The organism is Methylobacterium sp. AC433, from assembly GCF_979253015.1.
Genome location: NZ_CEEDBN010000014.1, coordinates 117,469 through 144,291 on the forward strand (window position 1 = coordinate 117,469; position 26,823 = coordinate 144,291).

The window sequence follows — 26,823 nt, forward strand, 5'->3', positions numbered from 1 at the left end:
GCGGCGTCAAGGAAAATTACCGTCGGCTACCTGTTAATTTGCAGTGCGGCATGAGAAAACTGCAGTGCAATATGCTGTTAGGAGGCCGCCCGTGCTCGCATCCATCCTCGTAACGACCTTCGCCCTCATCGCCCTGCAGGTCGTGCTGGTGATCAAGCTCGCCGATTGGCTGTCGCAGGACAGCGGGTCCGTCGAGGGCCACAACGAGATCGTTGCCGGTGCCGGCCACGGCCGCTTCGCCGGCATCGCCTGAGCCGTTCGACCGGTCCGAGGACCAGTCTTCCCAAAGGAAGCGCGGCATCGAGGGATCGAGGCCGCGCGAGTTGGGAGGAGAAACCGGGTTGAGGGACGGGATTACTCGGCGGCGATCTTCCGGACTGAGCCGATGGCGCCGGACTCGGCGATCTTGAGGCGCTCGGCTTCCGAGTAGCCGAGGACCTCGGAAAGGATCTCCTCGGTGTGCTCGCCGAGCAGGGGCGACCGGGTGATCTCGGTCTCGCTCGCCGAGAGCCGGATGGGATTGCCCACCGTCAGGTACTTGCCGCGAGTGGGGTGATCGACTTCCACCACGGTGCCGGACTTGCGCAGGGATTCGTCCTCCGCGATCTCCTTCATGGAGAGGATCGGGCCGCACGGCACGTGCAGAGCGTTGAGGATCTCCATCGCCTCGAACTTGGTCTTCGACATCGTCCAGGATTCGATGCGGGTGAAGATCTCGTTCAGGTGCGGCAGGCGAGCCTTCGGCGTGGCGTAGTCGGGATGGGTCGCCCAGGCGGGTTCGCCGATGACGTCGCAGATCTGCGGCCACACAGCTCCCTGCGTGATGAAGTAGATGTAGGCGTTCGGGTCGGTCTCCCAGCCCTTGCACTTGAGGATACGGCCCGGCTGGCCACCCCCGGAATCATTGCCGGCGCGCGGCACCGAATCGCCGAACGCGATACCCTCGCCGAACTGGCTGTATTCCGGCAAGGGACCGCGCTCGAGGCGCTGCTGGTCGCGCAGCTTGACGCGGCACAGGTTGAGCACCCCGTCCTGCATGGCGCAGTCGACGCGCTGGCCGAGGCCGGTCTGGGTCCGGTGGTACAGGGCTGTGACGATGCCCAGCGCCAGATGGAGGCCGGTGCCGGAGTCGCCGATCTGGGCCCCCGTCACCATCGGGATATCGGTGCGAAACCCCGTGGTGGAGGCAGCGCCGCCAACGCATTGCGCCACGTTCTCGTAGACCTTGCAGTTCTCGTAGGCGCCGGGGCCGAATCCTTTCACCGAGGCGAGGATCATGCGCGGGTTGGCGACGTGGATCGCCTCCCAGGTCAGACCCATCCGAGCGAGAGCACCGGGAGCGAAGTTCTCGACGAGGACGTCGCACTCGTCGATCAGGCGCCACAGCACCTCGATGCCCTTCGGATTCTTGGTGTCGAGGGTGATCGAGCGCTTGTTGTGGTTCAGCATCGTGAAATACAGGCTGTCCACATCGGGGATGTCCTGCAACTGCTGACGCGTGGCATCGCCCACGCCCGGCCGCTCGACCTTGATCACGTCCGCGCCGAACCAGGCCAGCAGCTGCGTGCAGGTCGGGCCCGACTGGACGTGCGTGAAGTCGAGGATCTTGACGCCTTCGAGGGCTTTCATGGCACAGGCTCACCTATCCGGGAGACTTCAGCGCGGACATTCGGCGAAACGACGACCGAGGGGAGGAGGCCCTCCCGCGCGGCGTTGACGGCGCCGCCCTGGCCGGAGCCGGAGCCCCCGGCAGAGGCCGCACCGTGCCTCCGGAGACGAAGCCGATCTCCGGAGGTGCCGGTGTCCGTCAGCTCAGGCGGTCTTCTTGCGGACCACGGTGCTCGTCGGGTTCAGGCTGCCGATGTTGCCACTCTCGGTGCCGGCGGCGGGGTCGATCACGGCGTTGATCAGGGTGGGCTTGCCCGAATCCATCGCCGCGTTGACCGCCTGGGAGAGCTCATCCGGCGTCGTGACGTGGACGCCGACGCCGCCGAAGGCCTCCATCATCTTGTCGTAGCGCGAGTCTTTCACGAACACCGTGGTCCCGGGATCGCGGCCGGTGGGATCGGTGTCGGTGCCGCGATAGATGCCGTTGTTGTTGAAGACCACGATGCAGACCGGCAGATCGTACCGGCAGATCGTCTCGACCTCCATACCGGAGAAGCCGAAGGCCGAGTCGCCCTCCACTGCGAGGACCGGCTTACCGGTCTCGACGGCGGCCGCCACCGCAAAGCCCATGCCGATGCCCATGATGCCCCAGGTGCCGACATCGAGGCGCTTGCGCGGCTGGTACATATCGATGATGCCGCGGGCGAGGTCGAGGGTATTGGCGCCCTCGTTGACGAGGATCGCGTCGGGCCGCTCCTTGATGATGGTCCGGAGTGCGCCCAGCGCTCCGTGGAAGTCCATCGGAGCCGAGTTCTTCTTCAGCTTCGAGGCCATCTTGGCGAGGTTCTCCTCCTTCTTGGTCCGGATCGCATCGGTCCAGGCCGCGGGGGGCGCCTGCCAGTTCTGGCCCATGCCGTCGAGGAGGGCGGTGACGCAGGAGCCGATGTCGCCGACCACCGGAGCGACGATCTCGACGTTCGAGTCCATTTCCTTCGGCTCGATGTCGATCTGGATGAACTTCTTCGAGCCGGGGGCGCCCCAGGTCTTGCCCTTGCCATGCGAGAGCAGCCAGTTCAGTCGCGCACCGACCAGAAGGACGACGTCCGCCTCCTTCAGCACGAGGGAGCGGGCCGCGCCGGCCGATTGCGGATGGGTGTCGGGGAGGAGGCCCTTGGCCATGCTCATCGGCACGTAGGGGATACCGCTGCGCTCGACGAGGTTGCGGACCTCCTCGTCGGCCTGGGCGTAGGCGGCGCCCTTGCCGAGAACGATCAGCGGACGCTTGGCGCCCTTGAGCACGTCGAGCGCACGGGTGATGGCACTCGGGGCCGGCAGTTGCGCGGGAGCGGCGTCGATCACCTTGACCAGGGACTTGGCGCCGGCCTCGGCGTCCATGACCTGGGAGAACAGCTTGGCGGGCAGGTCGAGATAGACGCCGCCCGGGCGGCCGGAGACGGCGGCGCGGATGGCGCGAGCAACGGCGATGCCGATGTCAGCGGCGTGCAGCACGCGGAAGGCGGCCTTGCACAGGGGCTTGGCGATGGCGAGCTGATCCATCTCCTCGTAATCGCCCTGCTGCAGATCGACGATCTCGCGCTCGGAGGAGCCCGAGATCAGGATCATCGGGAAGCAGTTGGTGGTGGCGTTGGCCAGCGCCGTCAGACCGTTGAGGAAGCCGGGCGCGGAGACGGTCAGGCAGATGCCGGGCTTCTTGGTGAGGAAGCCCGCGATCGCGGCGGCGTTGCCGGCGTGCTGCTCGTGGCGGAAGGAGATGACGCGCATGCCGGCGGCCTGCGCGAGGCGGCCGAGATCGGTGATCGGAATGCCGGGCACGCCGTAGATGTTGTTGATGCCGTTAAGCTTCAGCGCGTCGATGACGAGGTGGAAGCCGTCGATCTGCTCACCCGCATGATCGGACGTGACACCGACGCCGGTGGCGACGTCGTGGACGGCCTGCGTGGATTCGGAGCCAGCGGTTCTATCCATGGTGTTTCCTCCAGTTTCGGCGCTTCTCGTTGGATGGAGCGCCATTTTTGGTCGTGTTCGAGCGTGACGGGCAGGGTTGGACGCGGGCGCGTTCCGGAACGTCCCGAGCGTGGAGCCGGGGCGTCGACCTGTGTTTCAGAAATCCTGACCTTCAGTTCTGGTGGGCTCAGGTTTCCAGCCGGCCTTGGCCGAGAGATGCCTTACGATAACAGTCTTCGCCGGATCGATCACTCGGCGCTCTATGTGCGTTGCGAGATGAACCGGTCCGAGGATTGTGTTAAATGCAGTGCTGCCAGTCCCGACCGCCCGGTTGCCAGTTCAAGAATGGTGGCATACCAAATACCAAGTGTCAAACCGGATCTGGTCGAAGCGCGGAAGTCCGGTACAGGCTTCGCCTTCGGGCGGTTCGCTGGGTCGCTGGCTGGAAGCGAGCGAAAGCGGCTGGTGCCGCGCGAGAGGAACGGTCGGCTCGACGTCACAGCTTAGTGAGTCGACGCAGCTATGTTGTTGTTGCAGGGGGGATACTCAGATCTTGTCCCGGCTCAATCGCTCAGCTTTCCTTGTGTTCCGGGAGCGGGTTCGGCATGTTCCAGGCCAAATTGGCGGTGCGTCAGCGTCCTAGCGATCGTTCCAGGTGTAAGCATGGTTGAGTCCACGACCTTTCAGATCAAGCCGCTCGCCGCGACGTCGAGCTTGCGTGCGCTCGCCTATGATGCGCTGAAAGAAGCCATCACCAATATGAATATCTACAGCCAGCGCGACGAGGTCAGACTCGACGAGCGGAAGCTGTCGCAGGATCTGGGCGTCAGCCGTACGCCCGTCCGCGAAGCCCTTACGGTGCTGGAGCAGGAGGGCTTCGTCCGGTTCGAGGCCCGCCGCGGCGTCTTCGTAATCAAGAAGTCGAAGAAGGAAATCGTCGCGATGATCCAGGCCTGGTCGGCCCTGGAGAGCATGGCCGCGCGGCTCGCCTGCGAGCATGCCACCGACGAGCAACTCGGCTGTCTGCGGGTGCACTTCCCCGAATTCTACGAGGGGCGTCCCACCGATCATATGGACGAGTACTCCGACGCCAACATCCGCTTCCACCAGAAGATCATCTCCCTGGGCGGCTGTGACGTGATCAAGGACATCACCAGCAACCTGCTCATGCATGTCCGCGGCATCCGCAACACCGCCCTGCGTCAAGGCGATCGGGCTGCGAACTCGATCAAGGAGCATGTCGAGATCATCCAGGCGCTCGAAGCGCGGGATGCGGAGCGCGCCGAGCGCCTGGTGCGCGAGCACGGCCTGGGCCTTGCCCGCCACGTCGAGAAGTACGGCGACTATCTCGACTGAGGGCATCTAGACGGCGATCCCTCAGTAGGTCGGGACCAGCCGCTCCTCGGGCAATGGCGCCTCCATGTGGAAGTGCAGGCCGCTCTCCGCATAGTCGATCGCCACGGTGGCATTACACTGCTGGGCCAGAACGCGCTGCAGCAGGGTGGAGCCGAAACCCTTGCGCTTCGGAGGGGACACCGCAGGCCCACCGGATTCCGTCCAGTCGAGGGTCAGACGCCGCCCGGTCTCGCCGGGCACGACGTTCCAGACGATGGAAATCCGGCCGCCTGGCGCGGACAGAGCCCCGTGCTTCGCCGCATTGGTGGTCAGCTCGTGGAAGGCCATCCCGGTCGGGACGGCCAAGTCGGCCGCCAGCTCGATCACCGGTCCGTCGAGGTGAATGCGCTGACCCTGAGCGTCGTTGTAAGGGCTGAGCTCGTTCTCCAGCAGTTCGTGCAGCGGCGCGGTCTGCCAGTAATCCTCGGTCAGCAGCGTGTGCGTCTTGCCCAGGGAGACGATTCGGTTCGAGAAGGACTGGTAGAAGGTCTCGACGTCGTGGGTCGAGCGCGCGGTGGCGCCGAGAAGCCCCTGCACCGTCGCCAGCGTGTTCTTCACCCGGTGATGCAATTCGCGGATCAGCAGGGCCTGGCGCTCGTGAGTCTTCTGGCGCTCGTCGAGATGGGCCGCCACCTCCCATTGACGCCGTCGGGCTCGCAGCGCCGAGCGGACGGCATTGGCGAGCACCGCCGGGTGGAACGGCCGCTCCAGCAGAGTGACGTTGCCGAGAAGTCCACTCAAGCGCTCGTCGGGCGAGGCGCCGCGATGATTGAGCAGGATGAAGGGGAAGTCGGACCAGGGGGGCTGGCGCTCGGACCATTCGGCGATCGCCCGGCGGTCGGAATGCAGGAGCGCCTCCTCGGTGATCACCGCGCAGGCGGCCGCGTCGAGGTCCGCCACGAGGTCGGCCAAGCTGACTTTGATCCGCGAAGCGATGCCGACCTCCGCCAGGATCGCCGCGGCAACCCGCGCATCGCGACCGCCAGGGGCCAGGATCAGTGCGAAAGGCTCAGGTTGCGCCATGGGATCCCGACGGGCTGCCGGTGATCTGCGTGGCTGCCGGCGGCCGATCGTCGAGGAGTTCGGCGCGGCTGCCCTCGAATGTCGGCACGCCGGTGAGCACGCCGCGGAAATCCTTCAGGACCGCTCCGACCCGCAGTCCCCGCGAGTCGATCCGGAACTCACGGATCGTGTCCTCGTGGGGGCCGGTACGCTTCTTAAGAACCGAGAGGGCACGGCGCACATGGCCGCCTGCCTCGAAGAAGCGCAGCATCACCACGGTGTCACTGACATAGGTGAGGTCGACCGGCGCCTCCATCCGCCCCACCATGCCGTGTTGGGCGAGCACCAGAATCGTCACCACGCCCTGCTGGTTCAGGTAGGTGGTCATCTCGTGCATCTGCAGCACCAAGTGCGGCTGCCCGGTCATGGCGCTCATGTAGCCGGTGAGGCTGTCGATGACCACGACGCGCGCCTGATCGGTCTCGACCGCGTCGCGGATTCGCCCGGCGAAGTCGCCCGCCGAGATGTCGGCCGGGTCCATCTGCTCGATCCTCAGGCGGCCGGACGCGATATGAGGGCCGATCGCGAAGCCGATCCCAGTGGCGCGCCGTCGCAGAATGCCGACGGTCTCGTCGAAGCTGATGATGAGCCCGTGCTCGCCGCGGTCGAGCGCAGCCATGAGGTAGCCGAGCGCCAGGGTGGACTTGCCGGCGCCGGATGGGCCGATGATGAGGCTCGTAGTACCTCGATCGAGGCCGCCCCCGAGGACCGCGTCGAGTTCCGGCACACCGCAGGCGACGGTCTCGGCCTCGAACGTGGCATGGTGGTCCGCCGCGACGAGTCGGGGGAAGATGCGCACGCCGCCGCGCTTGAGCACGAAGTCGTGGTAGCCGCTCTCGTAGGGCGTGCCCCGCATCTTGATGACGTGGAGCCGGCGGCGCCCGGCCCCGTAGGTCGGCGTCACCTGCTCCAGCCGCAGCACCGCGTGGCTGATCGAGTGCAGGTTGAGGTCGTCGTCTTCGGAGCTGAGGTCGTCGAGCATCAGCACGGTCGCGTCGTTGAGCAGGAAGTAGCTCTTCAGCGCCAGCACCTGTCGCCGGTAGCGCAGGGAACCCTGCGACAGAAGGCGAATCTCCGACAGGCTGTCGAACACCACTCGGACCGGATTCACGCGCTCGATCTCGGCCAGGGCCATCCGGACCGTCTCGCCGAGTTCGAGGTCGGAGGAATGGATGAGGCTCTGCTGCTGCTCGGAATCCAGGCTGAGTTCGGGCGGCACCAACTCGTATATCTCGATGCCGTCCAGGGACCAGCCATGGCGCTCGGCGACGGACAGGAGCTCGCGCCGGCTCTCCGAGAGCGTGATGTACAGGCCGCGCTCGCCCCGCTTCAGGCCGTCGAGGAGGAACTGCAGTCCGAGTGTGGTCTTGCCGCTTCCCGGCCGCCCCTCGATGAGGTGGGCGCGCTGGGCCGCGTAGCCGCCGTGAAGGATCTCGTCGAGGCCCGGCACTCCGGTCGGGATCGGCGCGGCGTCGCCGGCGACGGGGGTCTGCATGGATGATTCCGCAACGTATCGAACGAGGCACACCATAGGTGCGAGGCCCCGCGACGTCGCCGGTATTTATGCCACACCGCCCGTGCGATGCGACCCGGCCACTCGGCGTAACACGCGACGCGCCGCGACCTGGCCGACGGCATCGCCGGACCTCAGGCTCGATCTCGGCGAAGGTTGCCCTTTGCAGAACCGCGAGGGCGCCGTATCAGGGCCGGCCCTTGCAGCGCGGCCGCGACGTCCAGCGCGCCCAACGCCTGTCCTTTCGAGCTGCCGGAGTGCGGAGACCCGATGCGCGAACCGAACGCGGTGGATTTCTGGCGGGGTCTCGCCCTCGTCACGATCTTCGTGAACCACATCCCCGGCAACACCTTCGAGCGCTACACCTATTCGCAGTACGGCATCTCGGATGCGGCCGAACTGTTCGTGTTCCTGGCCGGCTGGTCGATCGGGATCGCCACGCGCAACCGCGACGGCAGCCCGGAGCCGCGCTTGAAGACCGTGCTGCGACTGATGTCGCGCACCATCGAGGTGTACCGCGCTCAGATCACCACGATGGCTCTCGCCCTCGGTATGATCGCCGGCACCGCCCTGGTGCTCGACAACCCCCTGCTCCTCGAGTGGCACAATGCCGGTGGATTCTTCGCCGATCCGATCCAGACCATGGTCGGTTTCGTCCTGCTGACGCACCAGCTCGGCTTCTTCAACATCCTGCCGCTCTACGTGGTGCTCCTCGGCATCGCGCCGGTCTTCGTGCTGATCGGGCGGGTGAGCCGCCTCGCCGCGCTGCTCCTGTCCTTCTCGCTCTATGCAGCGAGCCTCGTCTTCGAGTGGAACCTGCCATCCTGGCCGGGGGAGGGGGATTGGTTCTTCGATCCCTTCTGCTGGCAGCTCCTCCTCGTCCTCGGCTTCACCATGCAGGACTTCAGCCGGACCTCGTCCTGGCTGAAGCGCTGGTCGCGCCGCTTCGTCCCCCTGGGCGTGGTGATCGTGCTCACCGGCATCGTCCTGTCGGTCCTCGAGTTGCGGCCCGATCCACTTCTCGTGCCGGATCCGCGCCTCGTCTTCACCTTCGACAAGACCTACCTGTCGCCGGCGCGCGTCATCCACTTCCTCGGCGTGCTCCTCGCCTTCCAGACCCTCTATGCCTTCCTCGCACCGCGCCTGGGCTGGATCACGGCCTTCCTGGCCAGCCTCGGGCGCAATTCGCTGGCGGTCTTCTCCATCGGCTCACTGCTTAGCCTGGCCGCGCAGCTTGTGCGCTTCTGGACCGGCGGCGGTGTCGTTGTGGACGTTTTCGTCGTAGGGTTCGGCCTGTTCGCACTGGGTTTCACCGCATGGTTCGTCGAATGGCGCTCCCGCAAGCCGCGGCTCTCCTCACCCTGAGCCTTGCTCTCCTCTGCCACCTCGGCGGGGGAGGAGCCTGTGCGCAGGAGCCGGCGGCACACCAGGATCCTGCCAAGGTCGGGTCTCCTCCGCCGACCGTCGTCTCCCCGCCCAGCGTCGCGGTGGCCGGCCAGGGTGCGGATGCGGAGGCCGTCGACGTGACCCTGTCGCCCGAATGCCGGGTGCCCGGCTCGAAGCTCTACACTCTGGCCCGTCTCGGCGCGGTCAAGGCCGCTCTCAAGGAGAAGCGCCCGGTCCGCGTCCTGGCCATCGGCGCGTCGACGATGGGGCTCGGCTCCTCCGCCACGTACCCGGTGAAGCTGGAGACGGCTCTGGAGCGGTCCTTGCCGGACGTCGACGTGGTTGTGGAGAGCCGGGGCCTGCAGGGTGAGATCGCATCCGGCGCTGGCGAGAGGCTGCGCAGCATGGTGGCCGAACTGGAGCCCGACCTCGTCATCTGGCAGGTCGGCTCCCACGACGCCCTCGCACGGGTTGATCTCGACGCCTTCGGCACGGCCCTCGACGAGACCGTGCAGTGGATTAAGGGACACGAGATCGACGTCGTGCTCGTGAGCCCGGTCTACACCGCAAGTCTCGCTGCGGACGATTATTATACGAGTCTCGTGCGCAAGGTGCAGGAGGTCGCCGTGCGGGAGGGCGTGCCGCTGGTCCAGCGCTACGAGGCCATGCGCTATCTCGCCCGCCGCAACGACAAGGGCGAGGGGCATCTGCTCGGCAGCCAGTTCCGCCTGAACGATCTTGGGCTGCGCTGCATGGCAGAGCACGTCACCCGAGCCATCACGCTATCGCTTCTCCAGCCCGACCCGGCCTCGACGGGCAGTGCCGGTCGTCCCGCACTGACCCTGGCACCGCCGAAGGATTCGGCCGGGGCCAAGGTCTTGCCGGCACCCGCCGGGCCGTGAGCGCAAAGTCTTAACCGATCGGCTTAACTGCGCCGCAACGGCGCGGAGCCTATACCTGCCCGGATCGGGCGGGGGCCATTCGGTGAACACAGCGACGGACAGGATCGGAGCCGCCGGGCTGTGGAGCGGCCTGATGCGCCTGCGTACCGGTGCGGCCGGAGCGGCGATCCACGTCTTCGCGATCCGTATCGGTGCGGCCGGCTTCGCCTATGTCGGGCAGGTCCTGATGGCGCGCCTCATGGGCGGCACCGAGTACGGGATCTTCGCCGCGATCTGGGTCTGGATCGCGATCCTCGGGCATTCGGCCACCCTCGGCCTCTCGCAGGGCGCCTGCCGCTTCATGCCGGCCGATCAGGCTCGTGGCGACCTCGCCGCCGTCCGCGCCTATCTCGTCGGTGGGGGGATCGTGACCCTGGCGAGTGCAATCGTCATCGCGCTTGGAGGCCTCGCCCTGATCTGGGTCGAAGGCTCCCTGTTGGAGGGGCCCTTTGCGGCCCCGCTCCTGGTCGCGGCGCTCGTCCTGCCGCTCTTCGCCCTTCAGGATTACTGCGAGGGCGTCGCCCGCGGCCAGAACTGGGCCGTACTCGCCATCGCGCCGCCCTACCTCCTGCGCCAGGGCCTGATCATGATCGCGATGCTCGCGGCGGTAGGGTTTGGGGCTCCGGCGGAAGCCCGCATCGCGGTTCTCTGCACCCTCGTGGCGACGGGCGTCGCCGTCGCGGTCCAGGCGACCCTGCTGCTCCGGAGCCTGCGCGCTGTCCTACCTGCTGGACCGCGCCGCTACGCTTGGCGACGCTGGTTTCGCGCCTGCCTTCCGATCGCCGCCAGCGATCTCGCCAGTGCCGCTTCCAGTTTCATTGACGTCGTCGTGTTGAGCCTGCTCGTCCCACCGGCGACGGTCGGGCTCTACTTCGCCGCGACCCGGATCCAACAATTCGTGGTCTTCGTGCATTTCGCCGCCACCGCCGCCACCGCACAGCGCTTCGCCGCGGCCCATGCCGCCGGCGACCGGGTGCGCCTGGCCGATCTCGTTAAACTGCAGGCGCGCTTGACGCTGGTCGCCACCGCCCTGATCGGGATCGGAGTGATCGCGGCCGCGCCCCTCCTGCTCGGCCTGTTCGGGCCGGAGTTCCGGGACAGCCTGCCCATCCTCGCCGTCCTCGTCGCCGGCAGCATCGCCGCCAGCGCCTTCGGTCCCGGCGAGGATCTGCTCAACATGCTCGGCGGCGAGCGCTTGGCCGCCGGTATCGCCCTGGGAATGCTCGTCCTCGCCGGTGGGCTCTGCTTCGCGCTGGTCCCGGCGCTCGGCGTGATCGGGGCGGCGCTGGCGATGGCGATGGCCACCGTCGTGCGCGCCGTCGCCATGGCCTGGGCGGCCCATGCCGTCCACGGCCTGGTCACTCCGGTCTGGATCCACCTGTTCGGAAAGCCGGGCCGATGAGCGCCGGCCATGCCCGGCGGATCGCGGCGCCGGCCTACACGCACGCGATCACCACGCTGGCATCCCTCGGATGCGAAGCGGCGGCCTGGGACGACCTCTCGGCCCGCTCCGGTGACGGGCATCCGTTCTTCGGTCGGCACGCGATGCAGGCCCATCTGGAGAGTGGTCTTGCGCCGCCGGACCTGCGGGTGGTCGTCGTTCGCGGGTCGGATCGTCTGGAAGCGGTGCTGCCGTTTCGCAGGTCCTACGATATCTGCGGCCTCGGTCGGTCGGTGGCGCTGCCGTTCTTATCCCCCTTCATCACCGCGACCGCGCCCCTGGTCGCCGCAGGTCCCGACCGCCCCGTGATCCTGGCGGCACTCGTCGAGGGCCTCGCCGCTGCATCGGGCGGACGCGCTTGGCGCTGGCCGCTCCTCTCGGTCGAGGCGCCGCTGGGCCGCGACCTGACTTCGGCGATGAAGGCGGCCGGCTGGGATCTCGGCGAGGTCGCGCGGTTCGAGCGCCCGGTCCTGAAGCGGCGCGCCGATCACGGCGCTTTCCTCGCCGGGCATCCGCATCCCTCGCGGCTCAAGGACCTGCGCCGCCGGCAGCGCCGCCTCGCCGAGAGCGGCGCCGTGAGGCTGGAGACCGCGACGCGGGGCCCCGCCCTGGCGCGGGCGGTGGAGGATTTCCTCGGAGTCGAGGCTGCGGGCTGGAAGGGCGCGGCAGGCAGCGCCATGGCCTGCCGGCCGGCGCATGCGGCCTTCGCCTGGGCGCTGTTCCGGGCGGAGGGCGGTCCCGTCGGCATCCGGGCCGACACCCTGATGCGGGACGGGACGGCCCTGGCTGTCAGTCTGGCCCTGGTGGCGAACGGGACCGCCTATCTCCTGAAGACCGCCTACGACGAGACCGCCCGCGCCTTCGCGCCGGGTCTCGTCCTGGAGGCCGAGATCGTGCGGGCGCTGCACGCGGAGGGCTTCGCCGATCGGCTCGATTCCGCCACCCTGCCGGGGTCCGCCCTGGAGAGCCTGTATCGGGAACGCGACACCGTCGCGGAGATCATCGCGGTGCCCGAGGGCGCGCGCGGTCTGATCGGCCTGGAGCGGCGCCTCCGGCTCGCCCGCTTCGAGGAGACGGCGCGGGGCGAGGTCCGGCGCCTCCTGCGGCGCTGAGGGCGTTCCCGGCGTGGGGCTGTGACGTGCTCCCCAGTCCGTGCTACTGCGCCGCCTCGGCATGCCAGACAGGACTTTCCATGCGCCGTCCCCTCTATGCCCTCACCGGAGCCTTGATCCTCGCCATGACTGCATCCGCATCCGCCGAGACCATCACCACCCCCTCGGGCCTCCAGTATCGTGACGAGGTCGTGGGCACCGGCCCCGAGCCGAAGGCCGGGCAGAAGGTCAGCGTCCACTACACCGGCTGGCTCGACGAGGGCGGCAAGCCCGGCAAGAAGTTCGATTCCTCGCGGGATCGCGGCACCCCGTTCACCTTCACCCTGGGCGCCGGCCAGGTGATCGCCGGTTGGGACACGGGCGTGGCCACGATGAAGGTCGGCGGCAAGCGCACCCTGATCATCCCGCCCGACCAGGGCTACGGCCCGCGCGGCGCCGGCGGCGTGATCCCGCCCAACGCCACCCTGATCTTCGACGTCGAGCTTCTCGGCGCGCGCTAGTATACCACGCCGGTCGCGTCGAGGTCGCGCGACCGGCGACCCTCCAGACCCGTCACACCCCGGCGGGTGGCGCGGATCCGGTGGCGGACGGCCGGTGGATCAGGCCGACCTCGCCGGACAGGCGGGCGACGAAGGTGATCCCGGCGGCCTCCAGGGCCTGCCGGATGGCGGCGCGGGTCCGTGGCCTCAGGGCGGCACCCCCGCTCTCCTCGAAGCGCTTGATGCTCGAGCCGGAGACCTCGGCGGCGGTCGCGAGGTCCGGGATCGACCAGTTCAGCATCGCCCGGGCGCTTCGGATCAGCGGGCCGGAGACGTCGGTCAGGGCGAGATCGTCGGGCTGGGTCATCACGCTGGCGGTGCTCGTCATGTCGATGACGAGGCCGATCCATTCCCGCACCGACCGGTCGGGGTTGCGGACCGGGACCGCCCGGCTGCTGACCCAGCGGTAGTTTCCGTCGGCCCGGCGCAGGCGGTAGTTGGCCTCGTAGGGCTCGCTGCGGCCGAAGGCCCTCGCCCAGGCCTGGGCGGCGCGCTGGCGGTCGTCGGGATGGATCGCCGAGACCCAGCCGCCGGCATGCCACTCCTCCGGGGTCTGGCCCGTCAGCGCGCACCAGCTCGGCGACGGCCGGCGCACCCCGTCCGGCGTCATCAGCCAGACGACCGCGGCGATCGCCTGGACCAGGCCCTCGTAGCGGGCCTGGTTGCGCAGGACCGCCTGCGTGGTCTCGTGGCGTCCGGTGACGTCGAGGAGGATGCCGTCGGCCCGCACCGGGCAGGCATCGGGTCCCAGGACCACGTTCCCCTTGAACTCGACCCAGCGGACCGTGCGATCGAGGCGAACGATGCGGAAGCCGCGATCGACGGGAATGCCGGTCCGCAGGGCGGCCGCGACCTCCTCGAAGACATCGCCGTCCTCGGGATGGACGAGATCGCGCAGCGCATCCATGCGGGTGGTCTGCGGGGACAGGCCCGTCAGGCGCGCGATGCCGTCCGAGATGCTGAAGGCGCCCGATCGGACGTCGAAGGACCAGAGCCCGATCTGCGCGAGTTCCTCCAGCAGCCGGAGGACCTGGGCGTGCGAGGCCTGAACGGGTTGGCGCGAATCCTCCCTCGGCAGCGACAGTCCGGACCGGATGACGCGCGCGGAAAGCAAGGGATCATCTCTCATGACAGGCTGTGGGCACGCATGACCTACTCGTACTTTAGTCCAATGGGACCGGATGTCGATGCTTGTCCAGGTGCAGGCAAGATGAACGACGAAACCTCATCGAAAATGTCGCTTTGTGTTTATCGTCCTAGGCCAGACCGGGCGGGCATCGGTATCGACATGGCACGAGAAACATCGACGAGATCTTATGGTCTCGGGTGGCTGGCCTCATGGGTCGCTTCAACCTCAGGTATTCGGGCCTTCTGAGACTCGGGATGGAAGTCCCGAACGGGCCTGGATCCGGTCGGAACGGCGCGCGAGACAGGCGCCCGCCGAGGATGCATTCGACGGAGTTCTCCGATCGCGATCCGAGCGGCTGGCCGGACCCACGAAGACCTCGCGGTAACTTGGCTTCTCGGGGTTGGGTGTTTCGCGCAGGCGATTCGACGAGGAAGAAGGACTACTGTCCTGGTCCGCGGGTGGCCGCGACGATCAAAGCAGTGACGGATGAAGTCTCAGAGCGGGTATTTGCCGTCCGGATGCAAGCATCGGGCACGAAAAAGTCCCGTCAAACGCCCGTATGGCCTTCAAACTTCCGTGATGAATGCTTGCGAATGCGTTGCGACGGATGCCGTCCATGCGACCTGTCGGTGATTTGAGAATGCGAATACAACGCATCGTGTGAGGACGTAGGCAACCGCGCGGGGCCGGGCCATCCGAGTCGCGACGCGGCCCGATCCGTCCGCCCTCCGGTCCCTGCGCCGAACCGAAGGCTGACATCGGGCGCCGGTCGTAGCCGCCCGCGTCCGATTCGGTCTTCCGGCCCTGGAAAGACGTGGGCGCCGGTGCTCAAGTGCCCGCGAGGTGGCGTGCACCGCGAGCGAGTCGCGGGCAGGCAGGGGATCGGCCACGGGGATCGGCGACCGAGCGATGCGATCCAGCCACCGACACGCCGCCATCCGCCCGCAGGGTCGTCCCGTCCCGGTCGCCGTGGCCCGCCCGGCCCCGGCCCGGTCGCGCTGACGCCCGTCGCAAGGACACGATGACCATGGCTCTGGAACGGAATGCCGCGCTCTCCAGCCCCGAGGCCCGGGGCGCCCGCACGGACCTCCTCGGCGCCGCGGCCGACCGGGTCGCCGGGCAGGGCGGTCCCGCCGGCTTCGTCGCCGACCTGTTCGGGCGCGTGCCCCCCGAGGACCTGGCGCCCTACACCGCCCAGGATCTCGCCGAGCTCGCGCTGGCGGCCCGGGCGCATCTCGCCGAGCCCCGGCGCCCCGGTGCCCCGGCCAACCTGTCGGTGAGCGACCGCGCCGTGATGCGGGACGGCCGCACGCGCGACCTGACCATCGTCGAGGTCGTCAACGACAACCGCCCGTTCCTCCTTGATTCCGCCCTGGCCGAGCTGACGGAGCAGGGGCTGGCGCCGCACCTCGTCGCCCACCCGATCCTCGGCGTCGAGCGCGACGGGGCCGGCGCCCTGGTCCGGGTGGTCGGCGAGACCACGGCCGACACGCATGCCGAGTTCGCTCGCGAGAGCTTCATCCACATCCACCTGGACCGGCTCGATGCCGGCGAGGCCCGCACCCGCCTGGTCGAGGGCCTGGCCCGCGTCTTCCGCGACGTCGCCCTGGCCACCGACGACCACGACGCCATGACGGCCCGCCTCGCCGGCCTGGCCGAGGGCTACGCCCATGCGCCGCCGCCCCTGCCGGAGGCCGAGGTGGCCGAGGCCCGGGCCTTCCTCGCCTGGCTCGGCGATGGGCACTTCACCCTGCTCGGCCTGCGCGAGCACAGCCTGTCCGGGGGAGAGCACGCCCTGGTCGAGGGCTCGGGGCTCGGGCTCCTGCGCGATCCCGCCGTGGCGGTGCTCCGGCGCGGCGGCGCCCTCGTCGACATGACGCCCGAGATCCGCGCCTTCCTCGAAGGCCCGCAGGCGCTCATCATCACCAAGGCCAGCGTGAAGTCCCGGGTCCACCGGGCAGCCCATCTCGACTACATCGCCTGCAAGCTGTTCGGCGCCGACGGCAGCCTCACCGGGGAGGTCGGCATCGTCGGCCTGTTCAACCCGAGCGCCTACACGCTGCCGACCCGCGAGATCCCCTACCTGCGCGAGAAGGTGGCGCAGGTGGCGATGCGCGCCGGCCTCGATCCGACCAGCCATGCGGGGCGCGGCCTCCTCGACGTGCTCGAGACCTATCCGCGCGACGACCTGTTCCAGATCGACGCCGACCGGCTCTACCGGTTCAGCCTCGCCATCGCCCATCTCGCCGACCGGCCGCGCCTGCGGGTGCTGTCCCGGCCCGACCGTTTCGGCCGCTTCGTCTCGCTCCTCGTCTACGTGCCGAAGGACCGCTACGATTCCACCGTCCGGGCGCGGATCGGCGCCTACCTCGCCAGCGAGTATGGCGGCCGGCTCTCGGCCGCCTACCCGTACTTCCCCGACGGGCCGCTCGCCCGCACCCACTTCATCATCGGCCTGCCCGAATCCGGCGCGCCGGAGCGCGATCCGGCCGCCCTGGAGGCGGGCATCGCCGCCCTGGTCCGCACCTGGGGCGACGAATTGCGGGCGGCCCTGGCCGAGACCCTCGACGGTCCGGAGGCCCGCGCCCTGGCGGCCCGCTACGGCGAGGCCTTCTCGGCGGCCTACCGCGAGAGCTTCGCCCCGCGGGTCGCCATCGCCGACATCATGACCCTGGAGCGCCTGAGCCCGGAGCGGCCGCGGGCGGCCGATATCGGCCGGCGCGTCACCGACCCGGAATCCCAGATCCGCCTCAAGGTCTTCTCGCGGGGCGCGTCGCTCTCCCTGTCCGAGCGGGTGCCGGTGCTGGAGAATCTCGGGTTTCGCGTCGTCAACGAGCGGACCTACCGCATCCTGCCCCCCGGCACCGACGAGGCCGCCCGGGTCTGGCTGCACGACATGCTGCTGGAGCGCGCCACCGGCGCGGCCATCGACCTGGGCCGGCTCGAGACCCTGCTGGAGGACGCCCTGCTGGCGCTGGGTACGGGGCTGGCCGAATCCGACGGCTACAACCGTCTCGTGCTGGAGGCCGAGCTGCCCTGGCGCGAGGTCGCCCTCCTGCGCGGCCTCGGCCGCTACCTGCGCCAGCTCCGCATCCGCTACGGCCAGGACTACCTCGCCGCCACCCTGAGCGCCCATCCGGCCGTCGCCCGCGCCCTGGTCGCCCTGTTCCAGGCCCGGTTCGACCCGGCCGCCGGCGGCGACCGCGAGGCGGCCCAGGCGAAGATCCGCGCCGGGATCGAGGCGGACCTCGCGGCCGTCACCAGCCTCGACGAGGACCGCATCCTGCGCCGCTTCGTCAACCTGATCGAGGCGGCCCTGCGGACCAACTTCTTCCAGGTCGCGCCGGGGGGCGGGCGCCGGGAGGCCATCGCCTTCAAGTTCGCCTGCGCCAAGGTCAGCGGCATGCCGCTGCCGCGCCCGTTCTTCGAGATCTTCGTCTACGCGCCGCGCGTCGAGGGCGTGCACCTGCGCTTCGGCTACGTCGCCCGCGGCGGCCTGCGCTGGTCCGACCGGCCGGAGGATTTCCGCACCGAGGTGCTCGGCCTCGTCAAGGCGCAGCAGGTGAAGAACGCCGTCATCGTGCCGGTGGGCGCCAAGGGCGGCTTCTTCCCCAAGCGCCTGCCGCCGGCCTCCGACCGCCAGGCCTGGATGGCCGAGGGCACCGAGAGCTACCGGATCTTCATCCGCACGCTGCTCGAACTCACCGACAACATCGTCGGCGACGCCATCGAGCCGCCCGCCGACACGGTGCGGCACGATCCCGACGACGCCTACCTCGTGGTGGCGGCCGACAAGGGCACCGCCACCTTCTCGGACATCGCCAACGCCCTCTCGGCGGAGCGCGGCCACTGGCTCGGCGACGCCTTCGCCTCCGGCGGCAGCCAGGGCTACGACCACAAGGGCATGGGCATCACCGCCCGGGGCGCCTGGGAGGCGGTGAAGCGCCACTTCCTGGAGATGGACATCGACACCCAGAGCGACCCGATCACGGTGGCGGGCGTGGGCGACATGTCCGGCGACGTCTTCGGCAACGGCATGCTGCTGTCGCGCTCCCTGCGCCTCGTGGCCGCCTTCGACCACCGCGACATCTTCCTCGACCCGAACCCCGACGCGGCCACGAGCTTTTCCGAGCGCCGGCGCCTGTTCGACCTCGGGCGCTCCTCCTGGCGCGACTACGAGACCGGCCTGATCTCGCCCGGCGGCGGCGTCTATGCCCGCAGCCTCAAGACCATCCCGCTCTCCCCCGAGATCCAGGCCGTGCTCGGCGTCGCGCAGGATGCGGCGACCCCGGCGGAGCTGATGCAGGCGATCCTCACGGCGCCGGTGGACCTGCTCTGGTTCGGCGGCATCGGCACCTATATCCGCGCCACCTCCGAATCCGACGAGGAGGCCGGCGACCGGGCCAACGACGCGGTGCGCATCACCGGGGCGATGCTGCGGGCCAAGGTCATCGGCGAGGGCGCCAATCTCGGCGCCACCCAGCGCGGGCGCATCGAGGCGGCCCGCAACGGGGTCCGCCTCAACACAGACGCCATCGACAATTCGGCCGGGGTGAACACCTCCGACGTCGAGGTGAACATCAAGATCGCGCTGATGACCCCGGAGCGCGACGGCCGCCTCGACGGGCAAGCCCGCAACGCCCTCCTGGTGGCGATGACCGACGAGGTCGCCGCCCTGGTGCTGCGCAACAACCAGCTGCAGACCCTGGCGCTCTCGCTGGCCCAGCACCGGGGCCTGCCCGAGACGGGCTTCGCCATGCGGACGATGCAGGCGCTGGAAGCGGAGGGGCGCCTCGACCGCGGCGTGGAGCTGCTGCCGGACGATGCCGCCATCGCCGAGCGCATGCGCAAGGGGGAAGGGCTGACGCGGCCGGAATACGCGGTGCTCCTCGCCTACGCCAAGCTCGCCCTCTACGACGCCCTCCTGGCGAGCGCCGCTCCCAACGACCCCTATTTCGACCGGGAGCTGCAGCGCTACTTCCCCGCCGCCCTGCGCCAGCAATTCCCCGACGCGGTGAACGGGCACCGGCTGCGCCGGGAGATCATCAGCACCGCGCTCTCGAACATCATCGTCAACCGGGGCGGACCCTCCCTCGTCACCCGCCTCGTCGAGGAGACCGGCGCCGATGCGAGCGCCATCGCCAAGGCCTACGCGATCACCCGCGACGCCTACGGCCTGATGGAGCTGAACCTGGCCATCGACGGCCTGGCCGGCGCGATCGGCGGGCAGGCGCAGATCGCCCTCTACGCCGAGGTGCAGGACCTCCTCGTCGGCCGGATCGTCTGGTTCCTGCGCAACCTCGACCTCTCGGGCAGCGTCGCGCCCATCGTGGCCCGCTACCGGGAGGGCATCAGCGCCCTGCAGGCGGCCCTGCCGGAGGTGATGGGGGAGGCGGTGAACCGGCAGCTCGCCGCGCGCGAGGCCGAGCTCGTCGGCCTCGGCATGGCCCCGGCACCCGCCCGGCGGCTCTCGGCCCTGACCGCCCTGACCTCGGCGCCCGACATCGTCCGGATCGCCGAGACCGGCGGCGGCGCGATGCCCGACATCGCCGCGACCCACTTCGCCCTGGACCGGGCGCTCCAGCTCTCCGAACTCGCCGCGGCCGCGCGGGAGGTCGCCACCGGCGACACCTACGACCGCATCGCCCTGGAGCGGGCCGTCTCCAACATCGCCACGGCGCACCGCCAGCTCACCGCCGAGATCGTCGGCACGGTGGGGCCCGGCCCCGACGCGGTGGCGGCCTGGAGCCGGAGCCGCGGTGCGGCCCTCGACCATGCCCGCGCCACCCTGGAGGCGGTGACCGCCTCCGGGCTCACGGTCTCGAAGGCCACGGTGGCGGCGAGCCTCCTGGCGGATCTCGCGCGGCCGAAGGGGGCGCCGGCCCAGGTCTGAGCGCCGGCCGGGCGGGCGCCTACCGGGCGAGGACCCGGGCGGCGTCCTTCGTGGTCTCGACCGCGCGCGAGACCTGGCCGATGGAGTGGCCGATCGCCTGGATGTTCTGCGAGATCGCCGCGACGGCGGTCGCGGCATGCTGCATGTTGCCCGACATGTCCTGGGTGACGACGCTCTGCTCCTCGACCGCCGCCGCCGTGCTGATGGCGTAGTCGCGCATCTGCTCCACCGAGATCTGGATGGTCTGGAGCGACTCGCCGACCTGCTTCGAGACCGCCTGCACGTTGTCGATCTCGCCGGTGATCTGCTCGGTGGCGCGCGCCGCCTGGTTGGCGAGGTTCTTCACCTCCTGCGCCACCACCGCGAAGCCGCGGCCCGCCTCGCCGGCCCGGGCCGATTCGATGGTCGCGTTAAGCGCCAGCAGGTTGATCTGGCCGGCGATGCTCTGGATCAGGCCGACGATGCCGCTCATCGCGCTGGCGGCCTGCGTCAGCTTGTGGGTCGCCTCGGCGGCGGCGACCACCTGGCCCTGCGCCGCCTCGGTGGCGACCCGCGAATGGGCCATGCTCTGCGAGATCTCGGCCACGGAGGCGGCGAGTTCCTCGGAGGCGGCCGCCATGGTCTGGACGTTGCTCGACGTGGTGCTCGCGGCGGCGTCGGCCTCGCGCGTCTGGGTGTTGGAGAGCAGCACAGCGCCGTCTATCTCGCCGAAGTTCTGGGCGATCAGCCGGCGCAGGTCGTCGAGGAGCGTCACCTGCGCGGTGATGTCGGTGGCGAACTTGACGACCTTGTAGGGGCGCCCGCTGGCATCGAGGATCGGATTGTAGGAGGCCTCGATCCAGACCTCGCGCCCGCCCTTGGCGAGGCGCTTGTACTGGGCGGCCTGGTAGGTGCCCTGGCGCAGCCGGGCCCAGAACTCGGCATAGGCGGCGCTGTCGCGCTCCTCCCGCTCCACGAACATCCGGTGATGCTGGCCGACGATCTCGGGCAGGGTGTAGCCGACGGCGGCCAGGAAGTTCGCGTTGGCGTCCAGCACGGTGCCGTCGAGGGCGAAGGAGATCACCGCCTGGGCCTTGTGCAGGGCGGCGAGCTGGCCCTGGACGTCGGCGTCCTGCATCTTCTGCCGCGTGATGTCGGTGGCGAACTTGACCACCTTGTAGGGCTTGCCGGCCGAATCGAGGATTGGGTTGTAGGAGGCTTCGATCCAGATCTCGCGCCCGCCCTTGGCCACCCGCTTGTACTGCGCGGCCTCGTACTCCCCCCGGCGCAGCTTGGCCCAGAACGCGGCGTAGGCGGCGCTGTCCCGCTGGGCGGCCTCGACGAAGAGGCTGTGGTGCTGGCCGCGGATCTCGGCGAGCCCGTAGCCGATCACGGCGAGGAAGTTCGCGTTGGCGGTGATCACCGTTCCGTCGAGGTTGAACTCGATGATGCCCTGCGACTTGTCGAGGGCCGCAAGCTTCGCGGCCGTTTCGGCCGACGCCCTGTTCCTCAGACCCAACATCGATCGCCCCAGAGTCGGAACCCGAACGGGTTCAGGTCGCAACCACCGATCATCGCCCCGGATGATCGCCCGTGCTGCGCAGTGAATCTCGGATACAGAAATTAATTATCCGAAAACTTTCAGGGTTCGCGCGGCGCTTGGGTGACCATTCAGCCTGCCTGGAGCACAGATTTTCTCGGCGAAAGCTCTGGAGCAGGCGGCACATCTTCGGTTTTGCCTGCCGATCCCGAATAGGTCGTCGTCGACCACTTCGAAATCACTGAGGCGTCCGGCGGACGACGGGGCGCGCGGTTTGTTCCCCGGCGCCGGGATAATGCGCACCGGCCGCGGCGAGGCGTGTTGGAACTCGCGGGCGGTTGGTGTATGAGCCTGCCCCAAGTGCAGTTTCTGCGCCGATTCGAGGCCGTCTGACCGACGTCCCGCCCGGGAGAGATCTCGGGTCCGGGGCGTTTTGCAGTTCGCGTCGCGGGGCTCCGGGCGGGTCTCAGGATCGGTGCCGTCCAACAAACATCGTTTCAGAGGATTGAAACCGTTGCAGGTACTCGTTCGCGACAACAACGTCGACCAAGCCCTCCGCGTCCTGAAGAAGAAGATGCAGCGCGAGGGCATCTTCCGCGAGATGAAGCAGCGCAAGGCCTACGAGAAGCCTTCCGTCCGCAAGGCTCGTGAGAAGGCCGAGGCCGTGCGCCGCGCCCGCAAGCAGGCCCGCAAGACCGCGATCCGCGAGGGCCTGATCGCCGCCCCGAAGCCGAAGCCCCGTTTCGGCGCCGGTGCGCCGCGTCGTCCGGGCGGTTCGCCGTTCGCGCCGACCGCGCCGACCGTGCTGCCGCCCGCCGGCAACGCCTGAGGCCAGGCAGGGCCTCTGCCACGAGGCCCGCGACGGCCGCGGGACGAACCGCGCCGGCCGTCGCCGCGACCTCCAAATTCGGAACAGCCCGGTCGCTCGGCGGCCGGGCTTTTTCGCGTCCGAGCCGAGGCGTCAGGCGGCCCGGGCCGCCACGGTCGCGCGCTCGGCCTGGACCAGCACGTCGAGGGCGCGCCACGGCTTCTGCATGTAGACCGCCTGGGCCGGCATGGCCTCGACGGCGCGGGCATCGCCCCCGGAGGTGAGGACGACGCGGACGTCCGGCCAGCGCCGCTCGACGGCGCTCGCCAGGGCGATGCCGTCCATGCCGGCGCCCAGGCGCACGTCGGCGAAGAGCAGGGCCACGTTGCCGCCGGAGCGCTCCAGCACCGAGATCGCGGCCTCGGCCGAGTCGCAGGCGATGACGTCGAGGTCGCTCTCTTCCAGGACGGCGGTGGCGAGGTTGCGGACATCGGCATCGTCCTCGACCACGAGGGCGATCGGGCAGGGGGCGTGTGAGCGATCCATGAAGTCTCCTCGTCGGGCGTCTGGCGTGGCGAACGCGCGGAATGAAAGGCGGGACGCGATACGCGGGGCGACCGCACGCGGCCCGGCCCGATCCATTGGGATTACTGATTCTCGCCCGGTGATGCTGCGCCGCCACGGTGCGGTGGGCAAGAGTCCGAATCGATGTTCCGGCTATGCGGTTCCCGCATCGGTGATCGCTTCGTCCGCCGCATTCCCGCCGGGCTCGCATGATGAGTGCCCCGCGGGCCGCCGTTCACCGGGAAACAGCCGGGTCCGGTCCGGTGCGCCTCTTGCATCGTTGGCCCGGCAAGAGGTCGGGCTCGTGGCGCGCGTTAACCACTCGTTCACCGCGGTAGCCTGAACTTAACCGTCGTGCGGGTCGCAGAGGTTGCAGGAGACGGACGTCGCCCCGGGGCGGCGACCGGTCGGGTCGCGTCGTTGAGATCAGGGGGTGTTTGTCCGTCATGTGCCGCTTTCTCGCCTATTCCGGTGAGCCGGTCTTCCTGACCGACCTCGTCTGCGCACCGACGCACTCGCTGGTCCACCAGTCGCTCCACGCGGCCGAGGCAAAGACGGAAACCAACGGCGACGGCTTCGGCATCGGCTGGTACGGCGAGCGGGTCGAACCGGGCCTGTACCGCGACGTCTGCCCGGCCTGGTCGGACGAGAACCTCGTCAACCTCTGCCAGCAGGTCCGGGCGCGGATGTTCTTCGCCCATGTGCGGGCCTCCACGGGCACCGCCACCACCCGGGCGAACTGCCACCCCTTCGCCCACGGCCGGCACCTGTTCATGCATAACGGCCAGATCGGCGGCTATCACCGCATCAAGCGCCGCCTCGAGGCGCTGATCCCCGACGCCCTCTACGACGACCGGCGCGGCACCACGGATTCCGAGGCGATCTTCCTCCTGGCGCTCGCCAACGGCCTCGCCGAGGACCCGGTCGGCGCCATGCACAAGACCCTGGCCACGGTGCGCGAGCTGATGCGGGCGGCCGAGGCCAGCGAGCCCCTGCGCTTCACCGCCGTCGTGACCGACGGCGAGACTCTCACGGCCTTCCGCTGGGCCTGCGACAGCAGCCCGCCCAGCCTCTATTACCGGCAGACCGAGACCGGCCTCGTCGTCGTCTCCGAGCCGATCGACGGCTGCCGGGACGGCTGGCAGGTCGTGCCCAAGGGCGGCACGCTCCAGGCCCGCCGCGGCGGGTCGGTGATCGTCACCGGTCCCGACGCCGCGGCCGCGCGCATCGCCGCCTGAGCGCGCGACCCTGGCATCCCGGATAAGGGTTGCGGCCCGCGCCTGAAGGGCGGACAACCCGGGGCCATGGCCAAGCGGGAGCCGCCGATGACGTATCCGAACGTGACGCTGCACATCGCCGGAGCCTGGACCGACGGGTCCGGCTCGGAGACCCTGCCGGTGCTCAACCCGGCCACCGGCGAGACCCTGGGCACCCTGGCGGTGGCGACGCGGGCCGATCTCGACCGGGCGCTGGCGGCGGCCGAGCGGGGCTTCGCCGCCTGGCGCAAGGTCTCGGCCTACGAGCGCTCGAAGGTCCTGCGCCGGGCCGCCGAGCTCCTGCGCGAGCGGGTGGAGGACATCGCCCGCCTCATGACCCTGGAGCAGGGCAAGCCGCTCGCCGAGGCGCGGGTGGAGATCCTGGCCGGCGCCGACGTCACCGACTGGTTCGCCGAGGAGGGCCGCCGTGCCTATGGCCGGATCATCCCGGCCCGCGCCGACGGGGTCGTCCAGATGGTGCTGCGCGAGCCGGTCGGCCCCGTGGCGGCGTTCACGCCCTGGAACTTCCCGATCAACCAGGCGGTGCGCAAGGTGGCGGCCGCCCTCTGCGCGGGCTGTTCGGTGATCCTGAAGGGGCCGGAGGACACCCCGGCGAGCTGCGCGGCGATGATCCGGGCCTTCCTCGATGCCGGCGTGCCGGGGGACGTGCTCTCCCTGGTGTTCGGCGACCCGGCCGCGATCTCGGGCTACCTCATCCCGCACCCGGTCATCGCCAAGATGTCGTTCACGGGCTCGACCCCGGTGGGCAAGGAGCTCGCGGCGCTCGCGGGCCGGCACATGAAGCGGGCGACGATGGAGCTCGGCGGCCACGCGCCCGCGATCGTGTTCGAGGATGCCGACGTCGACACCGCCGTGGCGGTGCTCGGCGCCAACAAGTTCCGCAATGCCGGCCAGGTCTGCGTCGCCCCGACCCGGATGCTGGTGCACGAGGCGGTCTACGACCGGTTCCGCGACGGCTTCGTCGCCTTCGCGGAGGGACGCCGGGTCGGCGACGGGCTCGACCCCGAGACCACCATGGGGCCGCTCATCCACGCCCGGCGCCTGGAGGCGATGGAGACGCTCTGCGCCGACGCGGTGGCGCAGGGCGCCGAGCTGCGCACCGGCGGCAAGCGCATCGGCAACCGCGGCAACTTCTTCGAGCCGACCGTGCTCTGCCACGTGCCGGTGAACGCCCGCATCATGAACGAGGAGCCCTTCGGCCCGGTGGCCCTGATCCAGCGCTTCTCCGACGACGCGGCGGCCTATGCCGAGGCCAACCGGCTGCCCTACGGTCTGGCCGCCTACGCCTATACCCGTTCGGCCTCCCGCGCCGTCGAGGTCGCGGCCCGGGTCCAGAGCGGCATGGTCGGCATCAACCACCACGGCCTGGCCTTTCCCGAGACACCCTTCGGCGGTGTCAAGGATTCCGGCTACGGCAGCGAGGGCGGCTCGGAGGCCCTGGAGGCCTACCTGACCACCAAGTTCGTCAGCCAGGCGAGCGTCGGCGGGTAGGGGCTTCCTCTCCCCCCTGTGGGGAGAGGTCGTGAGTGGGGGTGGCTGGGTGACCCTCGGCCGGCTGAGGCCAGCGGAGTCACCCCCACCTCCAACTCCTCCCCATAAGGGGGAGGAGGGCCCATAAGGGGGCGGAGGGCCCTGCGCCCACCCCTTCAATAATGCGGCGGCGGCGGTTCCGGTGCGCCGGAGGCCGGGCGGCTGGCGGCGGCCTCCACCTCCTCGACGAGCTTGGCCATCTGCCGGGTGAGTGCGTCGATCTGGCGCCATTGGGCCGTGATCGTCGCGTTGAGGTCGTCGATCACCACGTCCTGCTCGGTGAGGCGCATCTCCAGGCCATCGATGCGGGCGGAGAGATCGGTCATCGCGGGGCCTCGAACGTCGGGGGTTCGGACATCAGGGTCTCCGGGGCATGGTCGGGCCGCTCCACCAGGGCGGGGCCGAGCGCGATGCGGCCGTCGAAGACGAAGCAGTCGCCGGTCCAGCGGTTCTCGGCCTCCGGTACCGTCTCGAGGTAGCGCAGGATGCCGCCTTCGAGGTGGCGCACGTCGGCGAAGCCCTTCGCGCGCATGTAGGCGCCCGCCTTCTCGCAGCGGATGCCGCCGGTGCAGAACATCGCCACGGTGGCGTGGGCCGCCGGATCGAGGCCGTCGACCCAGGTGCGGAACGCGCTGAACCGGGTGATGCCCGGATCGACCGCGCCGGGGAAGCTGCCGAGCGCCACCTCGAAGGCGTTGCGGGTGTCGATCAGGAGGAGGTCCGGCGTGTCGAGGAGGGCGTTCCAGGCCCCGGGCGCCACGGGGGTGCCGGCCGCGGTCGCATCGGTGGCGCCGTCGTCGAAGGTGACGATCTCGCGCTTCACCCGGACCTTGAGCTGCCGGAACGGCGGCGCCTCGGCCTGCGAGAGCTTGCAGTCGAGCCCGGCGAGACGGCCGCCGAAGAGCGGGCCGGTCCGCAGCGCCGCCAGGAAGGCGTCGATGGCCGCGGCCGGTCCCGCCACCGTGCCGTTGAGCCCCTCGGGTGCCAGCAGCAGCGTACCCGTGAGTCCGAGCTCCGCGCACAGGGCCTGCAGCGGGGCCTGCAGGGCGGCGACGTCCGGCAGGGCGACGAACTGGTACAGGGCGGCGACGGTGAACGGCATCGGGGGCAATCGGCAGGGCGGGGCAGGGCGTGGCGGGGC

The 26,823-nt window shown here is 69.7% G+C and carries 20 protein-coding genes; 11 read left to right on the forward strand and 9 right to left on the reverse strand.

Annotated elements, in window-relative coordinates:
- Positions 1-91: 91 nt before the first annotated feature.
- Entirely contained in the window at positions 92-253 is a 162-nt protein-coding gene (locus AC0IWM_RS18340; RefSeq protein ID WP_471757287.1) for a hypothetical protein, read from the forward strand.
- 101 nt (positions 254-354) lie between these two features.
- Here the strand turns inward: AC0IWM_RS18340 and frc are convergent, their stop codons facing one another.
- A complete protein-coding gene (gene frc / locus AC0IWM_RS18345) occupies positions 355-1,629 on the reverse strand; it encodes a formyl-CoA transferase (protein ID WP_471757289.1) in 1,275 nt (424 codons plus the stop codon).
- Positions 1,630-1,812: 183 nt separating this feature from the next.
- A complete protein-coding gene (gene oxc / locus AC0IWM_RS18350) occupies positions 1,813-3,594 on the reverse strand; it encodes an oxalyl-CoA decarboxylase (RefSeq protein ID WP_471757291.1) in 1,782 nt (593 codons plus the stop codon).
- A 642-nt stretch (positions 3,595-4,236) separates the two neighbouring features.
- On the opposite strand from oxc, the gene AC0IWM_RS18355 reads away from it, so the two are divergent.
- Positions 4,237-4,929, forward strand: a complete 693-nt coding sequence (locus tag AC0IWM_RS18355; RefSeq protein WP_056477473.1) for a GntR family transcriptional regulator — start codon at positions 4,237-4,239, stop codon at positions 4,927-4,929.
- A gap of 21 nt (positions 4,930-4,950) precedes the next feature.
- Here AC0IWM_RS18355 and AC0IWM_RS18360 read toward each other — a convergent pair whose 3' ends face one another.
- Both AC0IWM_RS18360 and AC0IWM_RS18365 read right to left on the reverse strand, forming a co-directional pair.
- Positions 4,951-5,991, reverse strand: coding sequence for a sensor histidine kinase (locus AC0IWM_RS18360; protein ID WP_471757293.1), 1,041 nt, complete (start codon positions 5,989-5,991; stop codon positions 4,951-4,953).
- Positions 5,978-7,525 (reverse strand): ATPase domain-containing protein, encoded by a 1,548-nt coding sequence (locus tag AC0IWM_RS18365; protein ID WP_471757295.1) that lies wholly within the window; start codon positions 7,523-7,525, stop codon positions 5,978-5,980. The genes AC0IWM_RS18360 and AC0IWM_RS18365 overlap by 14 nt, the downstream gene beginning before the upstream one ends.
- Before the next feature lie 288 nt (positions 7,526-7,813).
- On the opposite strand from AC0IWM_RS18365, the gene AC0IWM_RS18370 reads away from it, so the two are divergent.
- The 5 genes from AC0IWM_RS18370 to AC0IWM_RS18390 all read left to right on the forward strand — a co-directional run bounded on the left by AC0IWM_RS18370 (position 7,814) and on the right by AC0IWM_RS18390 (position 12,923).
- Positions 7,814-8,908 carry an OpgC family protein gene (locus tag AC0IWM_RS18370; RefSeq protein WP_056477468.1) on the forward strand — a complete coding sequence of 365 codons (1,095 nt, stop codon included), beginning with the start codon at positions 7,814-7,816 and terminating at the stop codon, positions 8,906-8,908.
- Positions 8,872-9,831, forward strand: coding sequence for an SGNH/GDSL hydrolase family protein (locus AC0IWM_RS18375; protein ID WP_471757297.1), 960 nt, complete (start codon positions 8,872-8,874; stop codon positions 9,829-9,831). The genes AC0IWM_RS18370 and AC0IWM_RS18375 overlap by 37 nt, the downstream gene beginning before the upstream one ends.
- 133 nt (positions 9,832-9,964) lie before the next feature.
- On the forward strand, positions 9,965-11,272 hold the full coding sequence (locus tag AC0IWM_RS18380) for a lipopolysaccharide biosynthesis protein (protein ID WP_471757299.1): 1,308 nt from the start codon (positions 9,965-9,967) through the stop codon (positions 11,270-11,272).
- The gene (locus AC0IWM_RS18385) at positions 11,269-12,423 is read left to right on the forward strand and encodes a GNAT family N-acetyltransferase (RefSeq protein ID WP_471757301.1); all 1,155 of its coding nucleotides are present in this window, start codon (positions 11,269-11,271) and stop codon (positions 12,421-12,423) included. Before AC0IWM_RS18380 ends, AC0IWM_RS18385 begins: the two co-directional genes overlap by 4 nt.
- A gap of 80 nt (positions 12,424-12,503) precedes the next feature.
- Entirely contained in the window at positions 12,504-12,923 is a 420-nt protein-coding gene (locus AC0IWM_RS18390; protein WP_056477460.1) for an FKBP-type peptidyl-prolyl cis-trans isomerase, read from the forward strand.
- Between the two features lie 52 nt (positions 12,924-12,975).
- Here the strand turns inward: AC0IWM_RS18390 and AC0IWM_RS18395 are convergent, their stop codons facing one another.
- A complete protein-coding gene (locus AC0IWM_RS18395; RefSeq protein ID WP_471757303.1) occupies positions 12,976-14,076 on the reverse strand; it encodes a PAS domain-containing protein in 1,101 nt (366 codons plus the stop codon).
- A 1,042-nt stretch (positions 14,077-15,118) separates the two neighbouring features.
- Here AC0IWM_RS18395 and AC0IWM_RS18400 point away from each other — a divergent pair.
- Positions 15,119-19,984 (forward strand): NAD-glutamate dehydrogenase, encoded by a 4,866-nt coding sequence (locus tag AC0IWM_RS18400; protein ID WP_471757305.1) that lies wholly within the window; start codon positions 15,119-15,121, stop codon positions 19,982-19,984.
- Between the two features lie 19 nt (positions 19,985-20,003).
- On the opposite strand, the gene AC0IWM_RS18405 is transcribed toward AC0IWM_RS18400, so the two are convergent.
- Positions 20,004-21,485: a methyl-accepting chemotaxis protein gene (locus AC0IWM_RS18405; protein WP_471757307.1), complete on the reverse strand. Its 1,482-nt coding sequence runs from the start codon at positions 21,483-21,485 to the stop codon at positions 20,004-20,006.
- A gap of 532 nt (positions 21,486-22,017) precedes the next feature.
- On the opposite strand from AC0IWM_RS18405, the gene rpsU reads away from it, so the two are divergent.
- Positions 22,018-22,332 carry a 30S ribosomal protein S21 gene (rpsU, locus tag AC0IWM_RS18410; protein ID WP_055957071.1) on the forward strand — a complete coding sequence of 105 codons (315 nt, stop codon included), beginning with the start codon at positions 22,018-22,020 and terminating at the stop codon, positions 22,330-22,332.
- Between the two features lie 132 nt (positions 22,333-22,464).
- Here the strand turns inward: rpsU and AC0IWM_RS18415 are convergent, their stop codons facing one another.
- A complete protein-coding gene (locus AC0IWM_RS18415) occupies positions 22,465-22,857 on the reverse strand; it encodes a response regulator (protein ID WP_056477454.1) in 393 nt (130 codons plus the stop codon).
- A 464-nt stretch (positions 22,858-23,321) separates the two neighbouring features.
- Here AC0IWM_RS18415 and AC0IWM_RS18420 point away from each other — a divergent pair, with 464 nt between their 5' ends.
- Positions 23,322-24,113 (forward strand): class II glutamine amidotransferase, encoded by a 792-nt coding sequence (locus tag AC0IWM_RS18420; protein WP_471757309.1) that lies wholly within the window; start codon positions 23,322-23,324, stop codon positions 24,111-24,113.
- A gap of 87 nt (positions 24,114-24,200) precedes the next feature.
- On the forward strand, positions 24,201-25,643 hold the full coding sequence (locus tag AC0IWM_RS18425) for an NAD-dependent succinate-semialdehyde dehydrogenase (RefSeq protein ID WP_471757311.1): 1,443 nt from the start codon (positions 24,201-24,203) through the stop codon (positions 25,641-25,643).
- Positions 25,644-25,798: 155 nt separating this feature from the next.
- On the opposite strand, the gene AC0IWM_RS18430 is transcribed toward AC0IWM_RS18425, so the two are convergent.
- Complete coding sequence (locus tag AC0IWM_RS18430) at positions 25,799-26,008, reverse strand: SlyX family protein (RefSeq protein ID WP_471757313.1); 210 nt, start codon at positions 26,006-26,008, stop codon at positions 25,799-25,801.
- The coding region (trhO, locus tag AC0IWM_RS18435; RefSeq protein WP_471757315.1) for an oxygen-dependent tRNA uridine(34) hydroxylase TrhO at positions 26,005-26,823 on the reverse strand (819 nt) is incomplete at its 5' end. The genes AC0IWM_RS18430 and trhO, both read right to left, overlap by 4 nt.

Excerpts from the sequence above, each read along its gene's own strand:
- frc (WP_471757289.1), bottom strand. The coding sequence starts at position 1,629 with ATGAAAGCCCTCGAAGGCGTCAAGATCCTCGACTTCACGCACGTCCAG.
- oxc (WP_471757291.1), bottom strand. The coding sequence starts at position 3,594 with ATGGATAGAACCGCTGGCTCCGAATCCACGCAGGCCGTCCACGACGTC.
- AC0IWM_RS18355 (WP_056477473.1), top strand. The coding sequence starts at position 4,237 with ATGGTTGAGTCCACGACCTTTCAGATCAAGCCGCTCGCCGCGACGTCG.
- AC0IWM_RS18360 (WP_471757293.1), bottom strand. The coding sequence starts at position 5,991 with ATGGCGCAACCTGAGCCTTTCGCACTGATCCTGGCCCCTGGCGGTCGC.
- AC0IWM_RS18365 (WP_471757295.1), bottom strand. The coding sequence starts at position 7,525 with ATGCAGACCCCCGTCGCCGGCGACGCCGCGCCGATCCCGACCGGAGTG.
- AC0IWM_RS18370 (WP_056477468.1), top strand. The coding sequence starts at position 7,814 with ATGCGCGAACCGAACGCGGTGGATTTCTGGCGGGGTCTCGCCCTCGTC.
- AC0IWM_RS18375 (WP_471757297.1), top strand. The coding sequence starts at position 8,872 with ATGGCGCTCCCGCAAGCCGCGGCTCTCCTCACCCTGAGCCTTGCTCTC.
- AC0IWM_RS18380 (WP_471757299.1), top strand. The coding sequence starts at position 9,965 with ATGCGCCTGCGTACCGGTGCGGCCGGAGCGGCGATCCACGTCTTCGCG.
- AC0IWM_RS18385 (WP_471757301.1), top strand. The coding sequence starts at position 11,269 with ATGAGCGCCGGCCATGCCCGGCGGATCGCGGCGCCGGCCTACACGCAC.
- AC0IWM_RS18390 (WP_056477460.1), top strand. The coding sequence starts at position 12,504 with ATGCGCCGTCCCCTCTATGCCCTCACCGGAGCCTTGATCCTCGCCATG.
- AC0IWM_RS18400 (WP_471757305.1), top strand. The coding sequence starts at position 15,119 with ATGGCTCTGGAACGGAATGCCGCGCTCTCCAGCCCCGAGGCCCGGGGC.
- AC0IWM_RS18405 (WP_471757307.1), bottom strand. The coding sequence starts at position 21,485 with ATGTTGGGTCTGAGGAACAGGGCGTCGGCCGAAACGGCCGCGAAGCTT.
- AC0IWM_RS18415 (WP_056477454.1), bottom strand. The coding sequence starts at position 22,857 with ATGGATCGCTCACACGCCCCCTGCCCGATCGCCCTCGTGGTCGAGGAC.
- AC0IWM_RS18420 (WP_471757309.1), top strand. The coding sequence starts at position 23,322 with ATGTGCCGCTTTCTCGCCTATTCCGGTGAGCCGGTCTTCCTGACCGAC.
- AC0IWM_RS18425 (WP_471757311.1), top strand. The coding sequence starts at position 24,201 with ATGACGTATCCGAACGTGACGCTGCACATCGCCGGAGCCTGGACCGAC.
- AC0IWM_RS18430 (WP_471757313.1), bottom strand. The coding sequence starts at position 26,008 with ATGACCGATCTCTCCGCCCGCATCGATGGCCTGGAGATGCGCCTCACC.